Annotated in this window: 19 protein-coding genes; 11 read left to right on the top strand and 8 right to left on the bottom strand. The window is 69.8% G+C overall.

From position 1 onward, the window contains the following. Positions 1-4 precede the first annotated feature (4 nt). Genes WME79_RS37595 through aroA form a run of 5 tightly spaced genes read right to left on the bottom strand, consistent with a single transcriptional unit; the run spans position 5 to position 6345 of the window. Positions 5-2098, bottom strand: a complete 2094-nt coding sequence (locus WME79_RS37595) for a 30S ribosomal protein S1 (protein ID WP_437525088.1) — start codon at positions 2096-2098, stop codon at positions 5-7. Continuing rightward, positions 1990-3147, bottom strand: coding sequence for a hypothetical protein (locus WME79_RS37590; protein WP_437525086.1), 1158 nt, complete (start codon positions 3145-3147; stop codon positions 1990-1992). Before WME79_RS37590 ends, WME79_RS37595 begins: the two co-directional genes overlap by 109 nt. A gap of 4 nt (positions 3148-3151) precedes the next feature. Then, entirely contained in the window at positions 3152-4132 is a 981-nt protein-coding gene (locus WME79_RS37585; protein WP_437525084.1) for a hypothetical protein, read from the bottom strand. Next, entirely contained in the window at positions 4116-4928 is an 813-nt protein-coding gene (cmk, locus tag WME79_RS37580) for a (d)CMP kinase (RefSeq protein ID WP_437525082.1), read from the bottom strand. Before cmk ends, WME79_RS37585 begins: the two co-directional genes overlap by 17 nt. A 40-nt stretch (positions 4929-4968) precedes the next feature. Further along, positions 4969-6345, bottom strand: a complete 1377-nt coding sequence (gene aroA / locus WME79_RS37575) for a 3-phosphoshikimate 1-carboxyvinyltransferase (RefSeq protein WP_437525080.1) — start codon at positions 6343-6345, stop codon at positions 4969-4971. 155 nt (positions 6346-6500) lie between these two features. Between aroA and WME79_RS37570 the strand changes: the two genes are divergently transcribed. The 10 genes from WME79_RS37570 to WME79_RS37525 all read left to right on the top strand — a co-directional run bounded on the left by WME79_RS37570 (position 6501) and on the right by WME79_RS37525 (position 13476). Next, the gene (locus tag WME79_RS37570; RefSeq protein ID WP_437525078.1) at positions 6501-7403 is read left to right on the top strand and encodes a nucleotidyltransferase family protein; all 903 of its coding nucleotides are present in this window, start codon (positions 6501-6503) and stop codon (positions 7401-7403) included. A 72-nt stretch (positions 7404-7475) separates the two neighbouring features. Next, positions 7476-7757: a cupin domain-containing protein gene (locus WME79_RS37565; protein WP_437525076.1), complete on the top strand. Its 282-nt coding sequence runs from the start codon at positions 7476-7478 to the stop codon at positions 7755-7757. Positions 7758-7887: 130 nt separating this feature from the next. Beyond that, positions 7888-8193 carry an ArsR/SmtB family transcription factor gene (locus tag WME79_RS37560; RefSeq protein WP_437525074.1) on the top strand — a complete coding sequence of 102 codons (306 nt, stop codon included), beginning with the start codon at positions 7888-7890 and terminating at the stop codon, positions 8191-8193. 47 nt (positions 8194-8240) lie between these two features. Next, positions 8241-8714: an ArsI/CadI family heavy metal resistance metalloenzyme gene (locus WME79_RS37555; RefSeq protein WP_437525072.1), complete on the top strand. Its 474-nt coding sequence runs from the start codon at positions 8241-8243 to the stop codon at positions 8712-8714. Next, complete coding sequence (locus WME79_RS37550; RefSeq protein ID WP_437525071.1) at positions 8698-9417, top strand: MIP/aquaporin family protein; 720 nt, start codon at positions 8698-8700, stop codon at positions 9415-9417. Before WME79_RS37555 ends, WME79_RS37550 begins: the two co-directional genes overlap by 17 nt. Beyond that, positions 9414-9842, top strand: coding sequence for an arsenate reductase ArsC (locus WME79_RS37545; protein WP_437525069.1), 429 nt, complete (start codon positions 9414-9416; stop codon positions 9840-9842). The genes WME79_RS37550 and WME79_RS37545 overlap by 4 nt, the downstream gene beginning before the upstream one ends. 415 nt (positions 9843-10257) lie before the next feature. Further along, positions 10258-11109, top strand: coding sequence for a hypothetical protein (locus WME79_RS37540; protein WP_437525068.1), 852 nt, complete (start codon positions 10258-10260; stop codon positions 11107-11109). 53 nt (positions 11110-11162) lie between these two features. Beyond that, a complete protein-coding gene (locus tag WME79_RS37535; protein WP_437525067.1) occupies positions 11163-12539 on the top strand; it encodes a serine/threonine protein kinase in 1377 nt (458 codons plus the stop codon). Positions 12540-12553: 14 nt separating this feature from the next. Continuing rightward, positions 12554-12979, top strand: coding sequence for a hypothetical protein (locus tag WME79_RS37530; protein ID WP_437525066.1), 426 nt, complete (start codon positions 12554-12556; stop codon positions 12977-12979). Then, a complete protein-coding gene (locus tag WME79_RS37525) occupies positions 12967-13476 on the top strand; it encodes a hypothetical protein (protein WP_437525064.1) in 510 nt (169 codons plus the stop codon). Before WME79_RS37530 ends, WME79_RS37525 begins: the two co-directional genes overlap by 13 nt. Before the next feature lie 11 nt (positions 13477-13487). Here the strand turns inward: WME79_RS37525 and WME79_RS37520 are convergent, their stop codons facing one another. The 3 genes from WME79_RS37520 to WME79_RS37510 all read right to left on the bottom strand — a co-directional run bounded on the left by WME79_RS37520 (position 13488) and on the right by WME79_RS37510 (position 15475). Beyond that, the gene (locus WME79_RS37520) at positions 13488-13742 is read right to left on the bottom strand and encodes a hypothetical protein (RefSeq protein WP_437525062.1); all 255 of its coding nucleotides are present in this window, start codon (positions 13740-13742) and stop codon (positions 13488-13490) included. Positions 13743-13803: 61 nt separating this feature from the next. Further along, the gene (locus tag WME79_RS37515; RefSeq protein ID WP_437525060.1) at positions 13804-14376 is read right to left on the bottom strand and encodes a hypothetical protein; all 573 of its coding nucleotides are present in this window, start codon (positions 14374-14376) and stop codon (positions 13804-13806) included. Beyond that, positions 14351-15475: a hypothetical protein gene (locus WME79_RS37510; protein WP_437525058.1), complete on the bottom strand. Its 1125-nt coding sequence runs from the start codon at positions 15473-15475 to the stop codon at positions 14351-14353. Before WME79_RS37510 ends, WME79_RS37515 begins: the two co-directional genes overlap by 26 nt. Positions 15476-16151: 676 nt before the next feature. On the opposite strand from WME79_RS37510, the gene WME79_RS37505 reads away from it, so the two are divergent. Further along, positions 16152-16847, top strand: a complete 696-nt coding sequence (locus tag WME79_RS37505) for a hypothetical protein (RefSeq protein WP_437525057.1) — start codon at positions 16152-16154, stop codon at positions 16845-16847. Positions 16848-16886 lie beyond the last annotated feature (39 nt).

The following is a 16886-nucleotide window of genomic DNA, read 5'->3' as shown; positions in this document are numbered from 1 at the left end:
ACCGTCACTTCAGGTCGAGCTTGGCGCCGAACTTCTCCTTGATGAGATCACCGATCGTCCCGGCCACCGGCTTGTCGTCGTCGTCCTTGCGCTTCTGCTGCTGGCGCTGGACGGGCGCGGGGCGCTCCATGCCGATGTTCTTCATCGTCAGGAAGAGCCGGCGATCGACCGTGTCGAGCGACGAGATCTCGGCCTTCACCTTGTCGCCGACCTTGAGCTTGCCTTCCTCGGGCTCCTGCACGTCGCCCTGGGAGATCAGGCCCTCGACGCCCTCGCGCAGCCGCACGAACACGCCGTAGTCGACGATGCTCACCACCTGGGCGTCGTCGAGGACGCGGCCGGGCGGGTACTCCGTCAGCATGCTCGGCCACGGGTCGTCCCAGAGCTGCTTGATGCCGAGGGAGACCTTCTTCTCGTCGTGGTTGATCGAGAGGATGATCGCCTCGACGTCATCGCCCTTGTGGTAGAGGTCGCTCGGGTTGTTGACGCGCACCGACCACGAGAGATCGCTCTTGTGGACCATGCCGTCGACGCCCTCCTCGATCCCGACGAAGACGCCGTAGTCGGTGAGCGACCGGACCTTGCCCGCGATCTTGTCGCCGGGGTGGTACTTGTCCGTGAACAGCATCCACGGATCGGGCTCCAGCTGCTTGAGACCGAGGCTGATGCGCTTCGCGCGCGCGTCCACCTCGAGCACCTGGCACTCGAGCTCCTGGCCCACCTCGAGCAGCTTCGACGGGTGCTTGACCTTCTTGGTCCAGCTCATCTCGCTGACGTGGATGAGGCCCTCGACGCCCGGCTCCAGCTCGACGAACGCGCCGTAGTCGGTGATCGACATGACCTTGCCGCGGACCTTCTTGCCCGCCGGGTACGCCTCCTCGGCGTGGTTCCAGGGGTCCTCCTGGGTCTGCTTGAGGCCCAGGGAGACGCGCTCGGTGTCGGCGTTGTACTTGAGGACCTTCACGAGGACCTCGTCGCCGACCTGGAACACCTCGCTCGGGTGGTTCACGCGGCCCCACGACATGTCCGTGATGTGCAGGAGGCCATCGATCCCGCCGAGGTCGACGAACGCGCCGTACTCGGTGATGTTCTTGATGGTCCCCTTGACGGTCATCCCTTCCGTCAACGTCTCAAGCGTCTTGGCCTTCATCTCGTCGCGCTCGCGCTCCAGGAGCACGCGCCGCGAGAGCACGATGTTGCCGCGCTTCTTGTTGAACTTGATGACCTTGAACTTGTAGGTCTGGCCGATCAGCTTGTCCAAGTTGCGGATCGGGCGGAGATCGACCTGAGAGCCCGGGAGGAAGGCCTTCACGCCGCCGCGGATGGTGACCGAGAGGCCGCCCTTCACGCGCTGGCTGATCGTGCCCTCGATGAGCTCGTCCGCCTCGCAGGCGTTCGAGATCTCATCCCAGACCTTCATCTTGTCGGCCTTCTCCTTCGACAAGGTCACGAGGCCGTCGTCGTTCTCACGGCTCTCGATGTAGACGTCGACCTTGTCGCCCGCCTTGACGGCGCTCTGGCCCGCCGCATCCGCGAACTCGCGGAGCGCGATCACGCCCTCGCTCTTGCCGCCGATGTCGACCACGACGGAGTCGCGGTTCACTGCGACCACGGTGCCGGAGATGATCTCTCCTTCACGCGCGAAATCGCCCCCCTCCACGCTCTGTTCGAAGAGCGCGGCAAAGCTCTCCATGCTCGCCCCGGACGAGCCAGCCTCCATATGGATGTTACTAGTCATGTTGTTCGTTCTTGTTTCCTTTCCTTCCCTGGGATTCGCCGCGCGGGCGTAGGCGTGGACCCTAGGTGCCACGCACGAGCGGCGGAGGGGCAGGCACACGCGTACCGATGCACCCGGGCCCCTCGGGAGAGGCGAGCCTGTAGTCTGAGGAGGGGCCTCTGTCAATGCAACGACCGAGCCACTGGAGGTTTTTGTAGGTCCAGTTCGTTTTGGTGGGAAGGATGTGCCCGCCCGCTCAAAGCAGCGCGATCTCAGGGCGCGGCGCCCGGCGCGCTTCCTTCGGCGTTGCGCGCGTCGCGCGCGGCGCGGGCGCGGTGTGCGAGCTCTGCGCAGGCGCGATCGAGGCCCTCGTAAGGCCATTTCGTCCGGATCTCGACGCGCTCTCCCTGCGCGAGGGCCTGGGCTCCCTCGAGCGCGGCGCCTGCGCCGACGACGTCGACGGCGTCGGGGAGCATGGCGAGGGCGAGCTTGAGGCTGCCGAGGAGCGCCTGGGTGTCCGGGGCGAGCGCAGCGGCGGCCTCGCCCGACGCGGGCGCGAGGAGCATCGAGAGCGCGGGCTCTGCGCCGAGCGTGAGGGCGCCCGAGGCGTGGTCGATGCGGCGGAACAGCGCTCCGGCCCGCGGCAGCACGCCGGAGACCGCGGCGGCGGCGCCGGAGCACGCGGCGCTGGTGAGCGCGAAGGTGACGGCGCCCTGCTCGGGCAGATCGAGGCGCCGCCACTCGTCGGACGTGGGCAGCGCGGCCTTCACGATCTCGACGTCCGTCCCGAGGACGAGCGTGCCGTCGTCGGCCTGGCCGAGCACGGCGCGCGGCCCGACAAGGAGGAGCTCGCCCTCGCGACGAACGCCGGCCCAGCCCTCGTCGCGGGCGACCTTCTCCATGCCGGACACGAAGCGGCCCTTCGGGATGCGCCCGCCCGCGAGCGCGACCCAGCTCGTTGCGTCGGTCGACGCGACGACGATCTCGCGCAGATCCGACGGGAAATCGAGGCCGGTGGCCGCCTCGATGCGGGCTTTGCGCGACGTGGTCTGGGGCGCGTCGTCGAGCAGCGGGAGGAAGTGCTGGCGCACGGGGCCGAAGAGCGCGAGGTCGGCGGTCTCGAGGCGGACCACGATGTTCGCGTCGCCCGGGATGTGCTGCCGGGCGGTCGGCACATAGCGCCAGAAGAGGAGGTAGACGCCGAGCGCCGCGCCGGCGAGCAACGCGGCGAGCGCGATCGCGAGCACGAGGCACGCGGCCCCGCGGGGGCGGCCCGGGCGCTGCGGGGCGGCGGGGGCGCCTTCGCCGGGCGGCGAGGGGCGCGCGTCTGCGGGGGCGGCCCCCGGCGCCGGCGCGGGGTCGCCCTCGGACGCCGCGAGGTCGTCGGTCACGGTGGGTCGGATCGGTTCTTCGATCAGGGTGTCAGGCATCGGTTCATGCGGGGGAGCGCCCGGACAGCAGGGCGAGCACGAGCGGCGCAGGAAAGAGCCAGCGGACCCGCACGGTGCTCTCCACCTGCTCGATCGAGAGCTCCTTCATCAGATCGGCGTAACGTACATCCTCGACGTTGTCGCGGAACACCTCGAGGAACCGGCGGGCACGCGCCGCGCCGGCTGCGTCGACGCCGACGAGCTCCACGTCGAGGCGCACCCCTTCGTCGTGGAGGGACGCCACAGCGCGGACGCGCGCGACGCCGGCGACGAGCGCGCCGATCGACGGGAAGCGCCGCGCGAGGTAGGGGGGCAGCCGGCGCGCGCGCAGGTCGAGGCTCACGAGCCCCTCGGCAGCCGGGTCGCCGCGGTGCGCGTCGGGGCCGTCGCGGAGGACGCGCGCGACGCTGCTGACCTCGACCGCCGACACGAGCGCGACGGCGCGATCGCCGAGCGCGATGATCCGCGCCGTGTCGGCGCGCGATCCCGCGACGCCGCCGCGGTGGTCGAAGACGGCGACGCGGTCAACCGTGCCGCCGTCCTGCGCTGCCGGCGCCGGCTTCCAGAGGCCGAGATCGGGCGTGAACCCGGCCATCCGGCCCTCGAGGACGACCACGCGATCGCCCTCCTCGAGATCGGCGAGCCGCAGGCCGAGCCAGACGACGTCGGCGCGCTGGAGGGCGCTCTCCAGCACCTCGTCGGGCGCCTCGTCGAGCGCGCGCCGGGCGAGCTCGTCCGAGGCCGCCTGGCCCAGGCCGTCGCGCATGCGGGCGACGTCGACGCGCACGACGAGATCGAGATCGGCCGGGAGCAGATCGGCCGGCTCGATGCGCCGCACGACGCGCGGGCCGGCGGGGTTCGCCGCATCGCGCGCGGGGTGACCGCCGCCCGCGCGCGATGCGGCGTCCCCGCAGCCCGGGAGCCCGAGCGCCATCAGGGCGGCGGCGGCGACGGCGGCGGCGCGGACCTCAGCCGCCGCGCGCACGGATCTCCACGAGGGTCGCCATCTCGTCGATGATCTCCTGCGGGCTCCTGTGCCCGGAGTCGACGAGGATCGCGTCGTCGGCCTTGCGGAGCGGCGCGACGGCGCGCTCGCTGTCGGCCTTGTCGCGGCGGAGCACGTCGGAGAGCGTCGCCTCGAAGCTGACGGGCATGCCGCGCGCGACGAGCTCGTCGTACCGCCGCTTCGCGCGGATCTCGGCCGGCGCCGTCAGGAAGAACTTCACCTCGGCGTCCGGGAACACCACGGTGCCGATGTCGCGGCCCTCGAGCACCACGCCGCCGCCCGCGCCGGCCTGCCGCTGCATCGCGAGCAGCGCCTTGCGCACGGCGGGGATGGCCGAGACCCGGCTCGCCCCGAGGCTGATCTCGGGCGCGCGGATCGCGCTGGAGACGTCCTCGCCGTCGAGCAGCACGCGCATGCCGCTGCCCCCAAGGCTCGACTGGGCCGGGGCGTTCTCGGGCGGGGGGGCGGAGGAGTCGGGCGCCACGCCGTGCGGGCTCCGCTCCAGTGCGATGCGCCCGCCGCGCGCGAGATCCTCGGCGAGCGCGCCGATCTCGCCCTCCTCTTCCCACAGGAGGCTCGCGCGGCGGGCCGCGAGCGCGACGGCGCGGTAGATCGCGCCGGTGTCGACGAGCAGGTAGCCGAGCCGCTCGGCGAGCCCCCGCGCGACGGTGCCCTTGCCGGCGCCGGCCGGTCCGTCGATCGCGACGCGCAGCCGCCGGGGCTCGTCCCGGGCCGGGAGGTGGTGCGCGTCGTCCTGTCGTTGTCGTTCCGTCACCTGCGCTCCTCCTCCTCTCTCTCGCTCACCGATCGCGCGCTCACGCGGCGCGGGCGCCCTCGACCTCGATGCGCGCGCCCAGGGCGCGCAGCGTCCCGACGAAGAGGGGAAAGCTGGTCGCGATGCAGCCCGCGTCGCGCACGCGCGTGGGCCCGCCGGCGGCGAGCCCGAGCACGGCGGCCGTCATCGCGATGCGGTGATCGCCGCGGCTGTCGACGTCGGCCGCGTCGAGCGGCCGGTCGGGCCTGCCCTCGACGACGAGCCCGTCGGTGCGCTCCTCGCAGCGCAGGCCGAAGGCGCCGAGCACGGACGCCATCGCCGCGATGCGATCGGTCTCCTGCGCGCGCAGCTCCCGCGCGTCGAACACCTCGGTAAGGCCGCGCGCCCGCGCGCCGAGGCCGAGCAGGATCGGCAGCTCGTCGATGGCGCGCGACGCGAGCTCGCCGCCCGCGCGCCCGGCGCGAAGGCCGGCGCTGGAGGAGGCGGACGCGACGTGGACATCGCCGGTGGGCTCGCCGAGGGCCTCTCCCTTGATCTCGACGGCGACGCCGCCATCCATGTCGCGCAGCACCTCGAGCAGCCCGGTGCGCGTCGGGTTGAGGCCCACGCGCCGCGCGGTCACGCGGCTCCCCGGGACGATCTGCGCGGCGGCGACGAGGAACGCGGCCGCGGAGAGGTCGCCGGGCACGTCGAGCTCGAACGCCGGGAGCGCGCCGGAGAAGCGGGTCGCGTCGAGGCAGACCATCGCGCCGACCGAGTCGATCGGCACGCCGAGCGCGGTGAGCATGCGCTCGGTGTGATCGCGCGAGACGATCGGCTCGCGCACGAACGTCGGGCCGTCGGCGTAGAGGCCGGAGAGGAGGAGGGCGCTCTTCACCTGGTCGCACGGGATGGGGATCTCGTGCTCGATCGACGAGAGCACGTGCGGCTCGGGGAGCGGTCCGACGTCGAGCGGCGCCGTGATCTCGCCGATCTTGCGCGGATCGAGCTGCCCCTCGATGCGCCCGCCGCGGAGCCGGAGCGGCTTCGCGACGCGCTCCATGGGGCGGCGCGAGAGCGACGGGTCGCCGACGAGCCGCGCGGCGAAGCGCTGGGCGACGAGGATGCCCGCGAGGAGGCGCATCGTGGTGCCGGAGTTGCCGCAGTCGATGGGGCCGTCGGGGGCGCGGAGGCCGGAGAGCCCGGCGCCGTGGACGACGAGGTCGCCCGGCGACGGCTCCTCGACGCGGACGCCCATGGCGCGCAGCGCGCCCACGGTCGAGAGGACGTCGCCGCCGAGCGTCCCGCCCCGGATGCGGCTCTGCCCGGTGGCGAGCGCAGCGAGGAGGAGCGCTCGGTGGGCGATGCTCTTGTCCGCAGGGACCGGCACGCTCCCGATGAGCGGCCGCTCCGCCGGGTGGACGATGAGGTCGGGCACGGGTTGCCGTGTAGCAGAACGGCGGGCGCAGGCACAGCGGGCGGGGCGCCGAGGGCGCAGCGGATGCGGCGGGACGGCGCGGCCGCGGCGGGACGGCGCGGGCGCCGCGATGCTAGGGTCGCCGCGTCGCAGCGGGCGGATCGACAGGAGGCGGCATGGACGAGGCACTGGACATGGCGGCGCGCGTGGCGGCTCGCCTCGGCGCGATCCCGGGCGTGGTGGCGGTCGTGCTGGGCGGATCGCGCGCTCGCGGCGCGGGCCACCCGGACTCGGACGTCGATCTGGGCATCTATTACGAGCCCGAGAGCCCGCCCGACCTCGCGGCGCTGCGCGCGCTCGCGCGGGAGCTCTGCGCGGGCGGCGCTGAGGGCGACGTGGCGCCGCTCGCGCGGGAGCTCCACGCGAGCGCCGCCGAGGACGTCGTCACGCCGCCCGGCGCCTGGGGGCCCTGGATCAACGGCGGCGCGTGGCTGGAGATCGAGGGGCACCGGGTCGACTGGCTCTACCGGGATCTCGCGCGCGTGCGGCGCGTGATCGAGGAGTGCCGGGCGGGGCAGGTGACGTGCGACTACCAGCCCGGGCACCCGCACGGCTTCCTCAGCGCCAACTACCTGGCCGATGTCCACGACTGCCGGCCGCTCTTCGATCCGGAGGGCGCGTTCGCTCCGCTGAAGGCGCTCGTGACGCCCTATCCGCCGGCCCTGCGGAGGGCGCTCCTCGACAGGTTCCTGTGGGAGTCCGGCTTCGCCATCGACACCGCGAAGAAGGCCGGGAGGCGCGGCGATGTGTTCTACGTGAGCGGCTGCCTGTTCCGCGCTGCGGCCTGCCTGGTGCAGGCGCTGTTCGCGCTGAACGAGCGCTACCTCTCGAACGAGAAGGGAGCCCTGCCGAGGACGCGGTCGCTCTCGCGGTGCCCCGAGGGCTTCGCCGACAGGGTGGAGGCGACGCTCGCCGCGCCCGGCGAAGGCGCGGAGGCGCTGCTCGCGAGCCTCGGGCGCATGGAGCTGATCGCGCGCGAGGTGCGCGACCTGTGCCGCCGCGACGAGCCGAGCTGGTAGCATCCGCCGCGACGATCGCGGAGGGCGCCCCGGCAGCGGGCCCGGCGGCGCGTCGAGCGAGGACGAGGAGCCATGGAGTCGATCAAGCTGGAGCACGGTCCGTCGGAGGAGCAGCTGGCGAAGCTCGGGGCGCGCGGCTGGCCCATCTGGACGAAGGAGGTGTCGACCTTCTCGTGGCACTACGACGAGCGGGAGATCTGCTACCTGCTCGAGGGCGACGTGGTCGTGACGCCCGCGGAGGGCGGCGGCGCGCCGGTGCGGATCCAGGCAGGGGATCTGGTGACGTTCCCCGCGGGGCTGAGCTGCACCTGGGAGGTGCGCTCGCCGGTGCGGAAGCACTACCGGTTCGGCTGAGCGGCGGTTTCACGGCGCCGAGGTTCCCCGCGCGCGCTCTCTCAGGGCACCAGACGTGGCACCAGCTCGTATTTCAAATTTTCTGGAAGAAGGGCTTGCGTCGATGCTTCGACATTCTTAGAAGTAAGGCGTGCCGTCGACGCTTGAGCGCCACGCCGAACAGCTCGCCGCGCTGGGTCACCCCGTGCGGCTGGCTGTCCTGCGCTTCGTGGTACAGGCCGGCACGGAGGGCGCCTCCGCCGGCGACATCCAGGCGCACGTCGGACTGGCCGCTTCGACGCTGAGCCATCACCTGAAGCGGCTCGTAGATGCCGGCGTCCTGAGAACGCGAGGGGAAGGGACGTTTCACTACTACAGCGCCGACTACGGCGCGCTCCGAGCTCTCACAGCGTACCTGTGGGAGGACTGCTGCAAGCGCGGCAAGGGGTGCTGCTGATTTTTTTTTGCCCCTCTATTTCGATATTTTTGGAAGGAGAGCGCGCGATGAATGTCCTCAAGCCTCATATTTCGCTCAACGTCTCCAACATCGACGCCTCGGTTGCGTTCTACGAGAAGGCCTTCGGCGCACGCGCCTCGAAGCGTCGTCCCGGCTACGCGAAGTTCGATCTCGCGTCGCCTTCCTTGAACCTCACCATGCAGGAGGCAGCGCGTACTGGCGTCAACGCGAGCCACTTCGGCGTGCAGGTGGCGAGCACCGAGGATGTGCTCGAGGCCAAGAGCCGCTTCGAGGCCGCGGAACTCAAGACCTTCACGGAGGAGGACACGGCCTGCTGCTACGCGGTGCAGGACAAGGTCTGGATCGAGGACCCCGACGGCAACTCGTGGGAGGTGTTCGTGGTGAAGGGCGACGCGGCCGTGATGGGGAGCCAGCTCGCGATTCCCTCGAAGAGCGATGCCGCGTGCTGCGCGCCTGGGTGCTGCGTCCCGTCCAAGCTCAACGATGCCGCCGCGCGCTGATCTCGCCCGCAGAGCTGTCGCTGAGGCGCTCGGGACGGCCCTGCTGCTCGCGACCGTGGTCGGGTCCGGGATCATGGCCGAGCGTCTTGCTGGCGGGAACGTGGCGATTGCCCTGCTCGCGAACACGATCGCGACGGGGGCCGCCTTGGTGGCGCTCATCCTGACCTTCGGGTCGATCTCCGGTGCGCACTTCAACCCAGCCGTCACGCTCGCCGACGCAAGCCAGGGCGGGCTCTCCTGGCGCGAGGTGCCTGCCTACCTCCTGGCCCAGGTTGCCGGCGCCTTCACGGGCGTCGCCGTGGCTCACGTCATGTTCGGCGAGGCCCTCTTCTCGGCATCGCACCATGAGCGCTCAGGGGCCGCCCAGATGGTGAGCGAGTTCGTGGCGACGTTCGGGTTGCTCGCCGTCATCTGGGGCGGTGTCCGGAGACGGGCCGAGGCGGTTCCTTTCGCCGTCGGTGCCTACATCACGGCCGCTTACTGGTTCACCTCGTCGACGTCGTTCGCCAACCCGGCCGTGACGCTCGCCAGGGCCGCAAGCGATTCGTTCGCCGGCATCCGTCCGGCCGACGCGCCGGGGTTCATCGTTGCACAGCTCGCAGGGGCAGCGGCGGCAACGATGACATTTCGCTGGCTCGTTCCTGCCCTGCCCAAGGTCGCCGATCGCGTGATCGAACGCGCGTCTCCGGAGGATGTTCCATGAAGACCGTGCTCTTTGCCTGCGTTCACAACGCGGGCCGCTCTCAGATGGCCGCAGCGTGGTTCAACGCCCTGTCCGACCCGTCCAAGGCGCGCGCCATCTCGGCCGGTACGGAGCCCGGCCCGCGCGTCCATCCCGAAGTGCTCGCCGCGATGGCGGAGGAGGGGATCGATCTCTCGGCCGTGAAGCCCCAGCGGCTGACCGATGCGCTGGCGAGCCAGGCGGCGCTGCTCGTCACCATGGGATGCGGGGAGGTGTGCCCCGTGGTTCCAGGGCTTCGCCGTGACGACTGGCCCCTCGAAGACCCCAAGGGCAAGCCGGTGGAGCGCGTGCGAGAGATCCGCGATGAAGTCCGCGCGCGCGTGTCCGAGCTCGTATCTCGCGAGGGGTGGGCCGCTGCGCCTACGGTCGAGGAAGGCCGGGGATGAGCCGCGAGCCGGCGGGCGCAGCGGAGCACCGGCGATCGCCGCCGGGCGGCACCTTGGCGCAAGCGGACTGCCGGCAATCCACGAGGGCGATTTGGTGAGAATTTGGGGCCGCGATTCGCAATGCGTTCGCGAGAGCAAATTCGGCCTATAGGGGATTCAAAGCGCAGGCAGACCTATGTTAGTGCACGTCTGCCCGAGGGATGGACGCCGCTCCAGCCGATGCCGAGGCTGAGCTGAAAAGGCGGTACCGCGCCGGATTGGGCCGGCGCGGCATCCGGTCCCCTTCGTAGGGCCGAGGTGCGCTTTGCTGCGTTCTGCGCTGGTCATCTGTTGGTCGCACGTGGCGGCCGTCGCGATGTTCCTCCTCGCGCTCGATCCAGCGTTCGCCGCGCCGCCGCCGTCACGGTCGCCGCGCGTGACAGCTTTGATCAAGGAGGCAGAGGCCGCCTTGGAGCGCCTCGACATCGCGCGCGCTCGCGACCTGTGGGCGCAGATCTACGATATCGAGCGATCTACGGTGGGGATCTGCCAGCTCGGGCAGCTCGACCGCCGACTCGGGCGCTGGGTGGACGCCGTGGTGGAGCTCACGCGGTGTGTGCAGGAGATGCGCCCGCCGGCCACGCCCAGGGAGCGGCGACTTTACGAGACGCGGCACGCGGATCTGGCCGCGGTGCGGCTTGAGGTGGCGCAGCTCCACGTGTTCGCGCCCGCGGGGGCGGCGCCCGTGCTCGTGGACGGGCGCCTCGTGGACGAGAGCGGTCAGATCTATGTCGCGCCTGGGCAGCATGAGATCACGGCGATGTTGCCGGATGGCCGCAAGGTACGCTCCATGGTGCACGTCACAGCGAGAGAATCGCGCGTCGTCCTCCTGAGCGCCGAACCGGCGAGCGTGCGCTCGGTCGCTCCGCTGAAGGCGACGTTGGCGGGCGCTCCGACACGGCAAGCTGGCCCCCCGGCGCCGTGGCTGCTTTATACGGGGTCCGCGGCGTCGGGCGCGTTCCTGGTCTCAGGAATCGTGCTGCACATCGTGGCATCGATCGAGGACACGGCCTTGAGGGATGAGATGTGCAAGCCCCACTCGGACATCCAGACTTCGGGCGTGTTTCGAAGAGAGCAGCAGGCCGTCGAGGTAAAACAGCACCTCAGCACGGCAGCGCTTGTTGCCGGGACCGCGCTCGGTGCCGCGACACTCGCGGTTGCGGTGCTGCCGAATGGCACTCAGATCCGCGCGCGCAGGGCTGGCGCGGAGGTGCGGTTCTCGTGGTAGAGCCTGGTACCGTCTGGGAAGGTCACCGGATCCTCGGCGAGGTTCACGATGGCATGGTCCGCACGTTCCTCGCCCGGCAAGTAGGCGATGAGGGAGCGACGGTCTGGTTGCACGTTCGTGAGGGCCAGGCCTTGGATAGGAACGCCTTCACGTCCGAGCTGAAGCGGCTGCAGGATATCTCGCGAGCGGTGCTGCAGATCGAGCCCGTTCTCTATGGCGACGCAAGCGGCCTATCTGCCTGGGTCGCGTGCCGGCGAAGCGACGGCATCGGCATCAAGGACGCAATCGGCGGGGCCGATCTCGGGGTGACCGCGCTGCGGATGGTGATCGAGATCGCCAGCACGATCGAGCGTTGCCACGCGCTGGGCTGGTGCCATGGGGCGCTGAGTCCGGAGCGCGTGTTCATCACGTCGCAGCGTGACTACTGCATCCGCCAGTTCGGCCTGGTCAGGTTGTTCCGGATCGAGCCGCACGAAGCCGCACGAGAGCCGCTGGTGGCGCCGGAGCTGCTGAGCGGCGACCGTGTTGGCCCACGGGCGGATGTCTACGGCCTCGGGGCCCTGCTGTACGAGCTCGTGTGCCGTCGCTCGCTGGACGTCGGCCAGACTGGTGAGCTGGGGGCGCGGCGTATCACCCCGGTCATCCCGAACGACACCCCACGCGCTGTCGCCGCCGCGATCGAGATGGCCCTGGCCGAGGATCCGCGTCGCAGATACAGGAACGTCAACCACTTCATCACCGTGCTCGAAGACCTCGTGGACGCATGGCCTACGTTGGATCAGGCGCCGAGCCGCCGTGATGACCGGGCTTCGAGCGCTGGCGCAGCGCCGTCAACGCTGCGCAGCTCACACCTGGAAGGGCCACGGTCGCCAGCATCAGTGATGGACGGCCCGGATACTCGACCGGCCGAGGTCGCGCCCGGGGCTGCGCCATCGGGGGTTGCACCGTCGAACGAGGGCGAGCCTCCGCTGCCGCAGGTTCCCCCGCTCGATGTGCCCTCGTGGCCGGCCTCCACTCCGAAGGAGCCGGTCCTACCTCCGCCACCGTCGTTGATCCGGCAACCGGACCGAGAGCTCATGGCCGCCCGGCGCAGGCCTTCCGGAACGCCGCGTCGGTCACTCCCCCTACGAATCGCTGCTTCGTTTGCTGCGTTGGCTGCGATAGGCGCCGCGGTGTTCTGCCTCACCCACCCGGCTCGGGTCATGCTCCGCGCGGAGAAGCACGCAGCGCTCCTGGTGGATACGATCTCGCCGCCACGAAAGGTGCAGCGCTGGACGCGAACGCTCGGCTCGGCGCCGACCGCGTTGAGGGAAGCGGACGACCGGCCGCGCACCGCGCTCCCGCGGCAAATGAGCGTGGCGACAAGAGCCGAGCCGCGCCTGCCGTACTGCGAGGCCGGCGATGTGAGCTGTGGTCCTGCGATGTACTAGGAGGGCTTCTGTCGATGCGATGTGTTCTTCTGTTCATCGGCGCTGCGGCCGCGGTAGGTTGTGTCCCCGACCGCGACTGCCCTGGCACAGGGCCCCACGAGGGCGATCGTGCCGTGTGGCTCTGGAAGGGCACGCAGAACGAGGTGCAAGACTGTGCGGAAGAGACGGAGGTCCTCTGGGATGGCTGGCGGGAAGATACCTCCACCTCACCTGAGTCGCCGTCGTTCGCACGTGCTTGTGCGGGCGTCGTTCGCGATGACCTCCCGGACGGGTACACCCTTTGCGTGATCCCGACCGAGGACGAGGAGATCTGCTACGAGGGATACGAGGATCGCGCGGTGTATGTCGAGGAGAATGGAGAAGAGCACGTGATGTGCTGCACGCCCGCGGGGCACCCGCCGACGGTGATCCCTCTAAGCTTCGGCGAATGCACGACATGAGCGAGCCGATGGCAAATTCTCTCGCACGTGCGCTCTCGCCGCTGTTCTGGGTTGTCGTGTGGAGTTCGGGTGGAGGGTGCCTCGCTCAAGCCGAGCCCGAGGTCTCGGGCAAGGCGGTTGTGACGCGCGCTGGCGAAGAGCTGGTGATTGACACCGGTGGCAACGGAACGAAACTTGTAGGCCTGGACGACGATCCGACAGGCCTGTGCGTCGTGCGGAACTCCGGTGGCCTCAGCGTGGTGGTCGAAAAGGGGGATGACGCCCGGCTTTCGTTCATCAACGTCATGGACGGGGGCGGCCTGCCTCATGTATCTGCGACGATCGACGGAGATCTCTACCAGGGTCCGTGTGAGATTATCGTCCAGGAGCAGCCAACCGACCCGTACGAGGCCGACGTGTCGGCGGGGCCGTGTGACATCATCCGGCTCTTCGACGGGGCAACGGCGCGCGTGGAGACGGCGGTCTTTCACGTCTCGGACTGCAGCGGGGCCGACTAGCCGGGCGGGATCTACTGGGGCTGTCGCGCTCTCTCGGGCGGACCGTCATCGACCCACTTCCTGAAGCTCTCGCGGTGCGCCGCCGCCCATGCGCGGTCCCTCTCCGGCAGATCGTCGTGCCATACTTCGGCGCACAGCTTGCCCAGTTCCTCGAAGAGCGACTTCCATTCTTCGGGATGCTTGGTCGAGAACAGCGCGTGTCCGATGGCCACCTCGCGCACGACGCGAGGCACGGGGGACTTCGTCTCCCCCATCGAAAGATTCATCAGTAACCTCCAGGGTGACCGCCGGTGGGGCCGGTGGGTTCTCCGCCCATTGGGGGCATACCTACCAGAAGATTCGACCTGCCGCTGCAGGCTCCACGCTGACACCCGACCACGCGAGCGTCGTGATGAAGCGGACACCGCACGTTGCCACGATCGCCACATGCTGCGTCGATAGATAGGCCGCGCCGGCCTCCAGGGCCGGGAAGAATCCAAGATACCGCAGGCACAACCCCCATGCGTTGCACACAGGGATGCGCCCGAAGTCGAGCCGCGCCGCGAGCTCGAACGACAGGGGCGCACGGAACGGCGTGCCCCGGACGGCCGCCGTGGGGCCGGTCAGCACGCCGAGCCAGCGCGCGTCGCCGCTCAGACCGAAGAGGCCCACGTCGGCGCCGATGCCGATGTCCACCGCGTTGCGGACGGGCCATCGGCGCAAGCCGGTGACCGACGGCATGATGCCGCCCGTCGCGCGCGTGGCACGCGGCCCTAGCACGACGTAGGTCGCCTTGACGTCGATCTCCCAGCGCGGCGGCGCGCCCTCTTCCGCCCGCGCGACCGCGGGCAGGAGCGACAGCGCGACGAGCCCGGCGCGCGACCCCGTCCGAGCGCTACCTGCCCATCGCCGGCGGACCATCGTCGGCCTGCGCCTTCCTTCGAGCGGCGCGGACCGCTGGGAGCCAGTGCATCCGATCCGGGTCGCTGTCCCATGGCGGGGCCTCCTGGTAGAGCGTGTCCCAGTATTCCCACACGGCCGCCTCGGTCGTCGCGAACTCGCTCTCGCCTTCGGGCGCCTCCTCGACGCGGTCCACGAAAGAACGCCATGGTTCCGAGGCGACGTGGCTCAGGCTCGGCCACGGCCGAGCAGGCTCCCCACCGAAGCGTCCATCGCTGCTCTGGAGATAGCCTTCGTAGGCGTTTTGCGCGAGGGCGTTTCGCCGGGGACTGTTGACCGACATCGTGCACGCGTCGCGGTACGCTGCTGCCCAGATGCGGTCCTCCTCCGGCACATCGTCTCGCCATGCGGTCGCATACAGCGTGCGCAGTTCCTCCTCGCGCGCCGTAAGCTCCTCTCGATTCGCTGGAAACGGCAGCGCCTTGATTGCGCGCTCGCGCGCGGCGCTCGGTCCGGGGAACTCAGGAAATCCGGGTCCCCCCCAGTAACGGGGTGACGTCAGCATCGGCGGGATGGGCCGCGTCAACGTCCTCGGTTTTCCTCGGCGACCGATCCGAAATCCCCTACGAAAGGCGCGGAGCGCCTCGGCCCGGATCTCCGCGGCCGTATCGTCGGACGTCAGCGTTCGCCAGAAATAGGTCCTGTGGAGGCGAGACGTGGGGTCAATCGGAGCGAGCTCGCTTGTGCCCCCGTGCTCTTTCTTGAAGGCCTCGAGCATGAAAAAGAATGCGCTCTGGACGGCTTCCAGCAGCATCGGCCAAGGTGGGGCCTGGTGTCCGTCGAGGCGTCCGTGGCGGCTCGGGAGAGCGCCTGCGTTTCTTTGGCCGACGCCCAAGGGGCGCGAATCGTCAATCCACCGCCTGAACTTCTTGCGGTGCCGCTCTGCCCATGTGCGGTCCTCCTCCAGCAAGTCGTCTCGCCACGCTTCGGCGCAATGCCTGCCCAGATTCTCGAGGTCCCAGTTCCATGACTTGGGGTCTTTGGTTGTAAAGAGGCCGTGTCCGAAGACTGCTTCGCGCAGTTGAACCCCTCCCGGTGGGAAGTTCGACCACCACTTCACGGCCGATCTCTCGGTTGGCCGCCGGTCGGATCGAATGGCATTGCCGCAATTCGGTGTCTCGGCTCATCGCGATCGCTGGGATCCACGATGGAGCAGCCGCAGGCAAACACGACGAGCAGAACGTCGCGCCGATGGTTCATCGGTTTCCCCCCTGATTCACCGATCCACGTACCCGCAGACGGTGGCCGACCTTACCAGCGGTCGCCGCCGCCGGTCAAGTCGCGACGGACCACCTGGAGGACGGTGACCGGCGCCCAAGCGCCGCCACTGGCCGGGGCCTCGCCTTTGAAGAAGTGGCAGTGACGGTACCGAACAATTTGCCGAATATCGCCGGGTCGGGGAAGCCCGCCCGAACCACCCTTCACCAGCAGCGCAGAGTTGCGCCGTTCTTTCGAGCGCGGCTCCGCGAACGCTCGCGCCGCTCGACCCGGGTTGAGAGGGCACGAACTCGGGGCCGTCCACCGCGGAACTCCGGCTCCATCGCCCCGGGTCTCGACTAAAATATGACCCCATGGGCATCTTTCATCGCTCCGGCCTCTGGCGATATCGTCCCAGGCGTAAGCGTCGGGTTTGGGGCGGTGGCACCGCCCGCAGGTACACATCGGGAGGGCGCGGCGCGGGGACTGGGTGCGCGGATGGCTTGATGCTCACCGTCTGTCCATGGAACGCTGCGCCCATGAAGCTGCTCCTGAAGGCTGTGGCGGCCGCTGCGGTCGCCGTGATCGCCCTTGACTGCTCGATCGTGGACCCCGACGATCGCGACGAACTCAGACGACGGATCGCATCGCTGCCGGCCGATACGCTATCGGACTTGCAAAAAAGGAAATTGAACACCAATGCGCTGAAGTGGCTGCTGACCTACAAGAAAGACCACAGCGAGCAGGTGGGCAAGCTCCAGTGCCGGTTGAAGGCCGGCGGCACCTGGAGCGGCTGGAACGACCAGGAGCCGACGTACACCGTCGAGGACTTGATCCAGTGTCTCCTTGGAGGAGGAAATATCCCCGTGACCTACACGATGTGTGCCGACGAATTTCAAGGGCGGGGCAATGCAGCCATGAATCTCAAGATCCTGCACGAGGAGCAGGTGCCGGGCGTGACGCACGTCGAGTGCAGGTTCGTGTGGGATTTTCGTTACGAGCCGGAGAAGGTGCCGTCCGATCTGACGAACCCCAGATCGATCACAGTCGATGAGCTGATCGACTGGCTGATCTCGCTCCCGGCGCCGCCTCCGGGATTTGCTGCCCCTCAGCTCGTCCCGCTCCTCTGCCCGCTCGGCGCGGGGCCAGGCTGGGGGTGCCCACCTCGGCCGACGGACCTTCCGGGCGAGCAACCCACCGACCCGACGGGCGGTGAGCCAGGGGATCATCCATGAAGCTCAGAACGTCGCGCGTGTGGTACCTCATGCCGCGCA

This window comes from Sorangium sp. So ce726 (assembly GCF_051521405.1).
Lineage (GTDB): Bacteria > Myxococcota_A > Polyangia > Polyangiales > Polyangiaceae > Sorangium.
The sequence above is the reverse complement of the archived record's forward strand: the minus strand, read 5'-3'. Positions and strand labels throughout refer to the sequence as shown.

What these genes read in the sequence shown, in the direction of transcription:
- WME79_RS37515 (WP_437525060.1), bottom strand. Translation starts at nt 14,376, where the DNA reads ATGGTCCGCCGGCGATGGGCAGGTAGCGCTCGGACGGGGTCGCGCGCC.
- WME79_RS37595 (WP_437525088.1), bottom strand. Translation starts at nt 2,098, where the DNA reads ATGGCCTTACGAGGGCCTCGATCGCGCCTGCGCAGAGCTCGCACACCG.
- WME79_RS37565 (WP_437525076.1), top strand. Translation starts at nt 7,476, where the DNA reads ATGGAGTCGATCAAGCTGGAGCACGGTCCGTCGGAGGAGCAGCTGGCG.
- WME79_RS37570 (WP_437525078.1), top strand. Translation starts at nt 6,501, where the DNA reads ATGGACGAGGCACTGGACATGGCGGCGCGCGTGGCGGCTCGCCTCGGC.
- WME79_RS37525 (WP_437525064.1), top strand. Translation starts at nt 12,967, where the DNA reads ATGCACGACATGAGCGAGCCGATGGCAAATTCTCTCGCACGTGCGCTC.
- WME79_RS37545 (WP_437525069.1), top strand. Translation starts at nt 9,414, where the DNA reads ATGAAGACCGTGCTCTTTGCCTGCGTTCACAACGCGGGCCGCTCTCAG.
- WME79_RS37520 (WP_437525062.1), bottom strand. Translation starts at nt 13,742, where the DNA reads ATGAATCTTTCGATGGGGGAGACGAAGTCCCCCGTGCCTCGCGTCGTG.
- WME79_RS37555 (WP_437525072.1), top strand. Translation starts at nt 8,241, where the DNA reads ATGAATGTCCTCAAGCCTCATATTTCGCTCAACGTCTCCAACATCGAC.
- WME79_RS37590 (WP_437525086.1), bottom strand. Translation starts at nt 3,147, where the DNA reads ATGCCTGACACCCTGATCGAAGAACCGATCCGACCCACCGTGACCGAC.
- WME79_RS37550 (WP_437525071.1), top strand. Translation starts at nt 8,698, where the DNA reads ATGCCGCCGCGCGCTGATCTCGCCCGCAGAGCTGTCGCTGAGGCGCTC.
- WME79_RS37535 (WP_437525067.1), top strand. Translation starts at nt 11,163, where the DNA reads ATGGTCCGCACGTTCCTCGCCCGGCAAGTAGGCGATGAGGGAGCGACG.
- WME79_RS37505 (WP_437525057.1), top strand. Translation starts at nt 16,152, where the DNA reads ATGAAGCTGCTCCTGAAGGCTGTGGCGGCCGCTGCGGTCGCCGTGATC.
- WME79_RS37530 (WP_437525066.1), top strand. Translation starts at nt 12,554, where the DNA reads ATGCGATGTGTTCTTCTGTTCATCGGCGCTGCGGCCGCGGTAGGTTGT.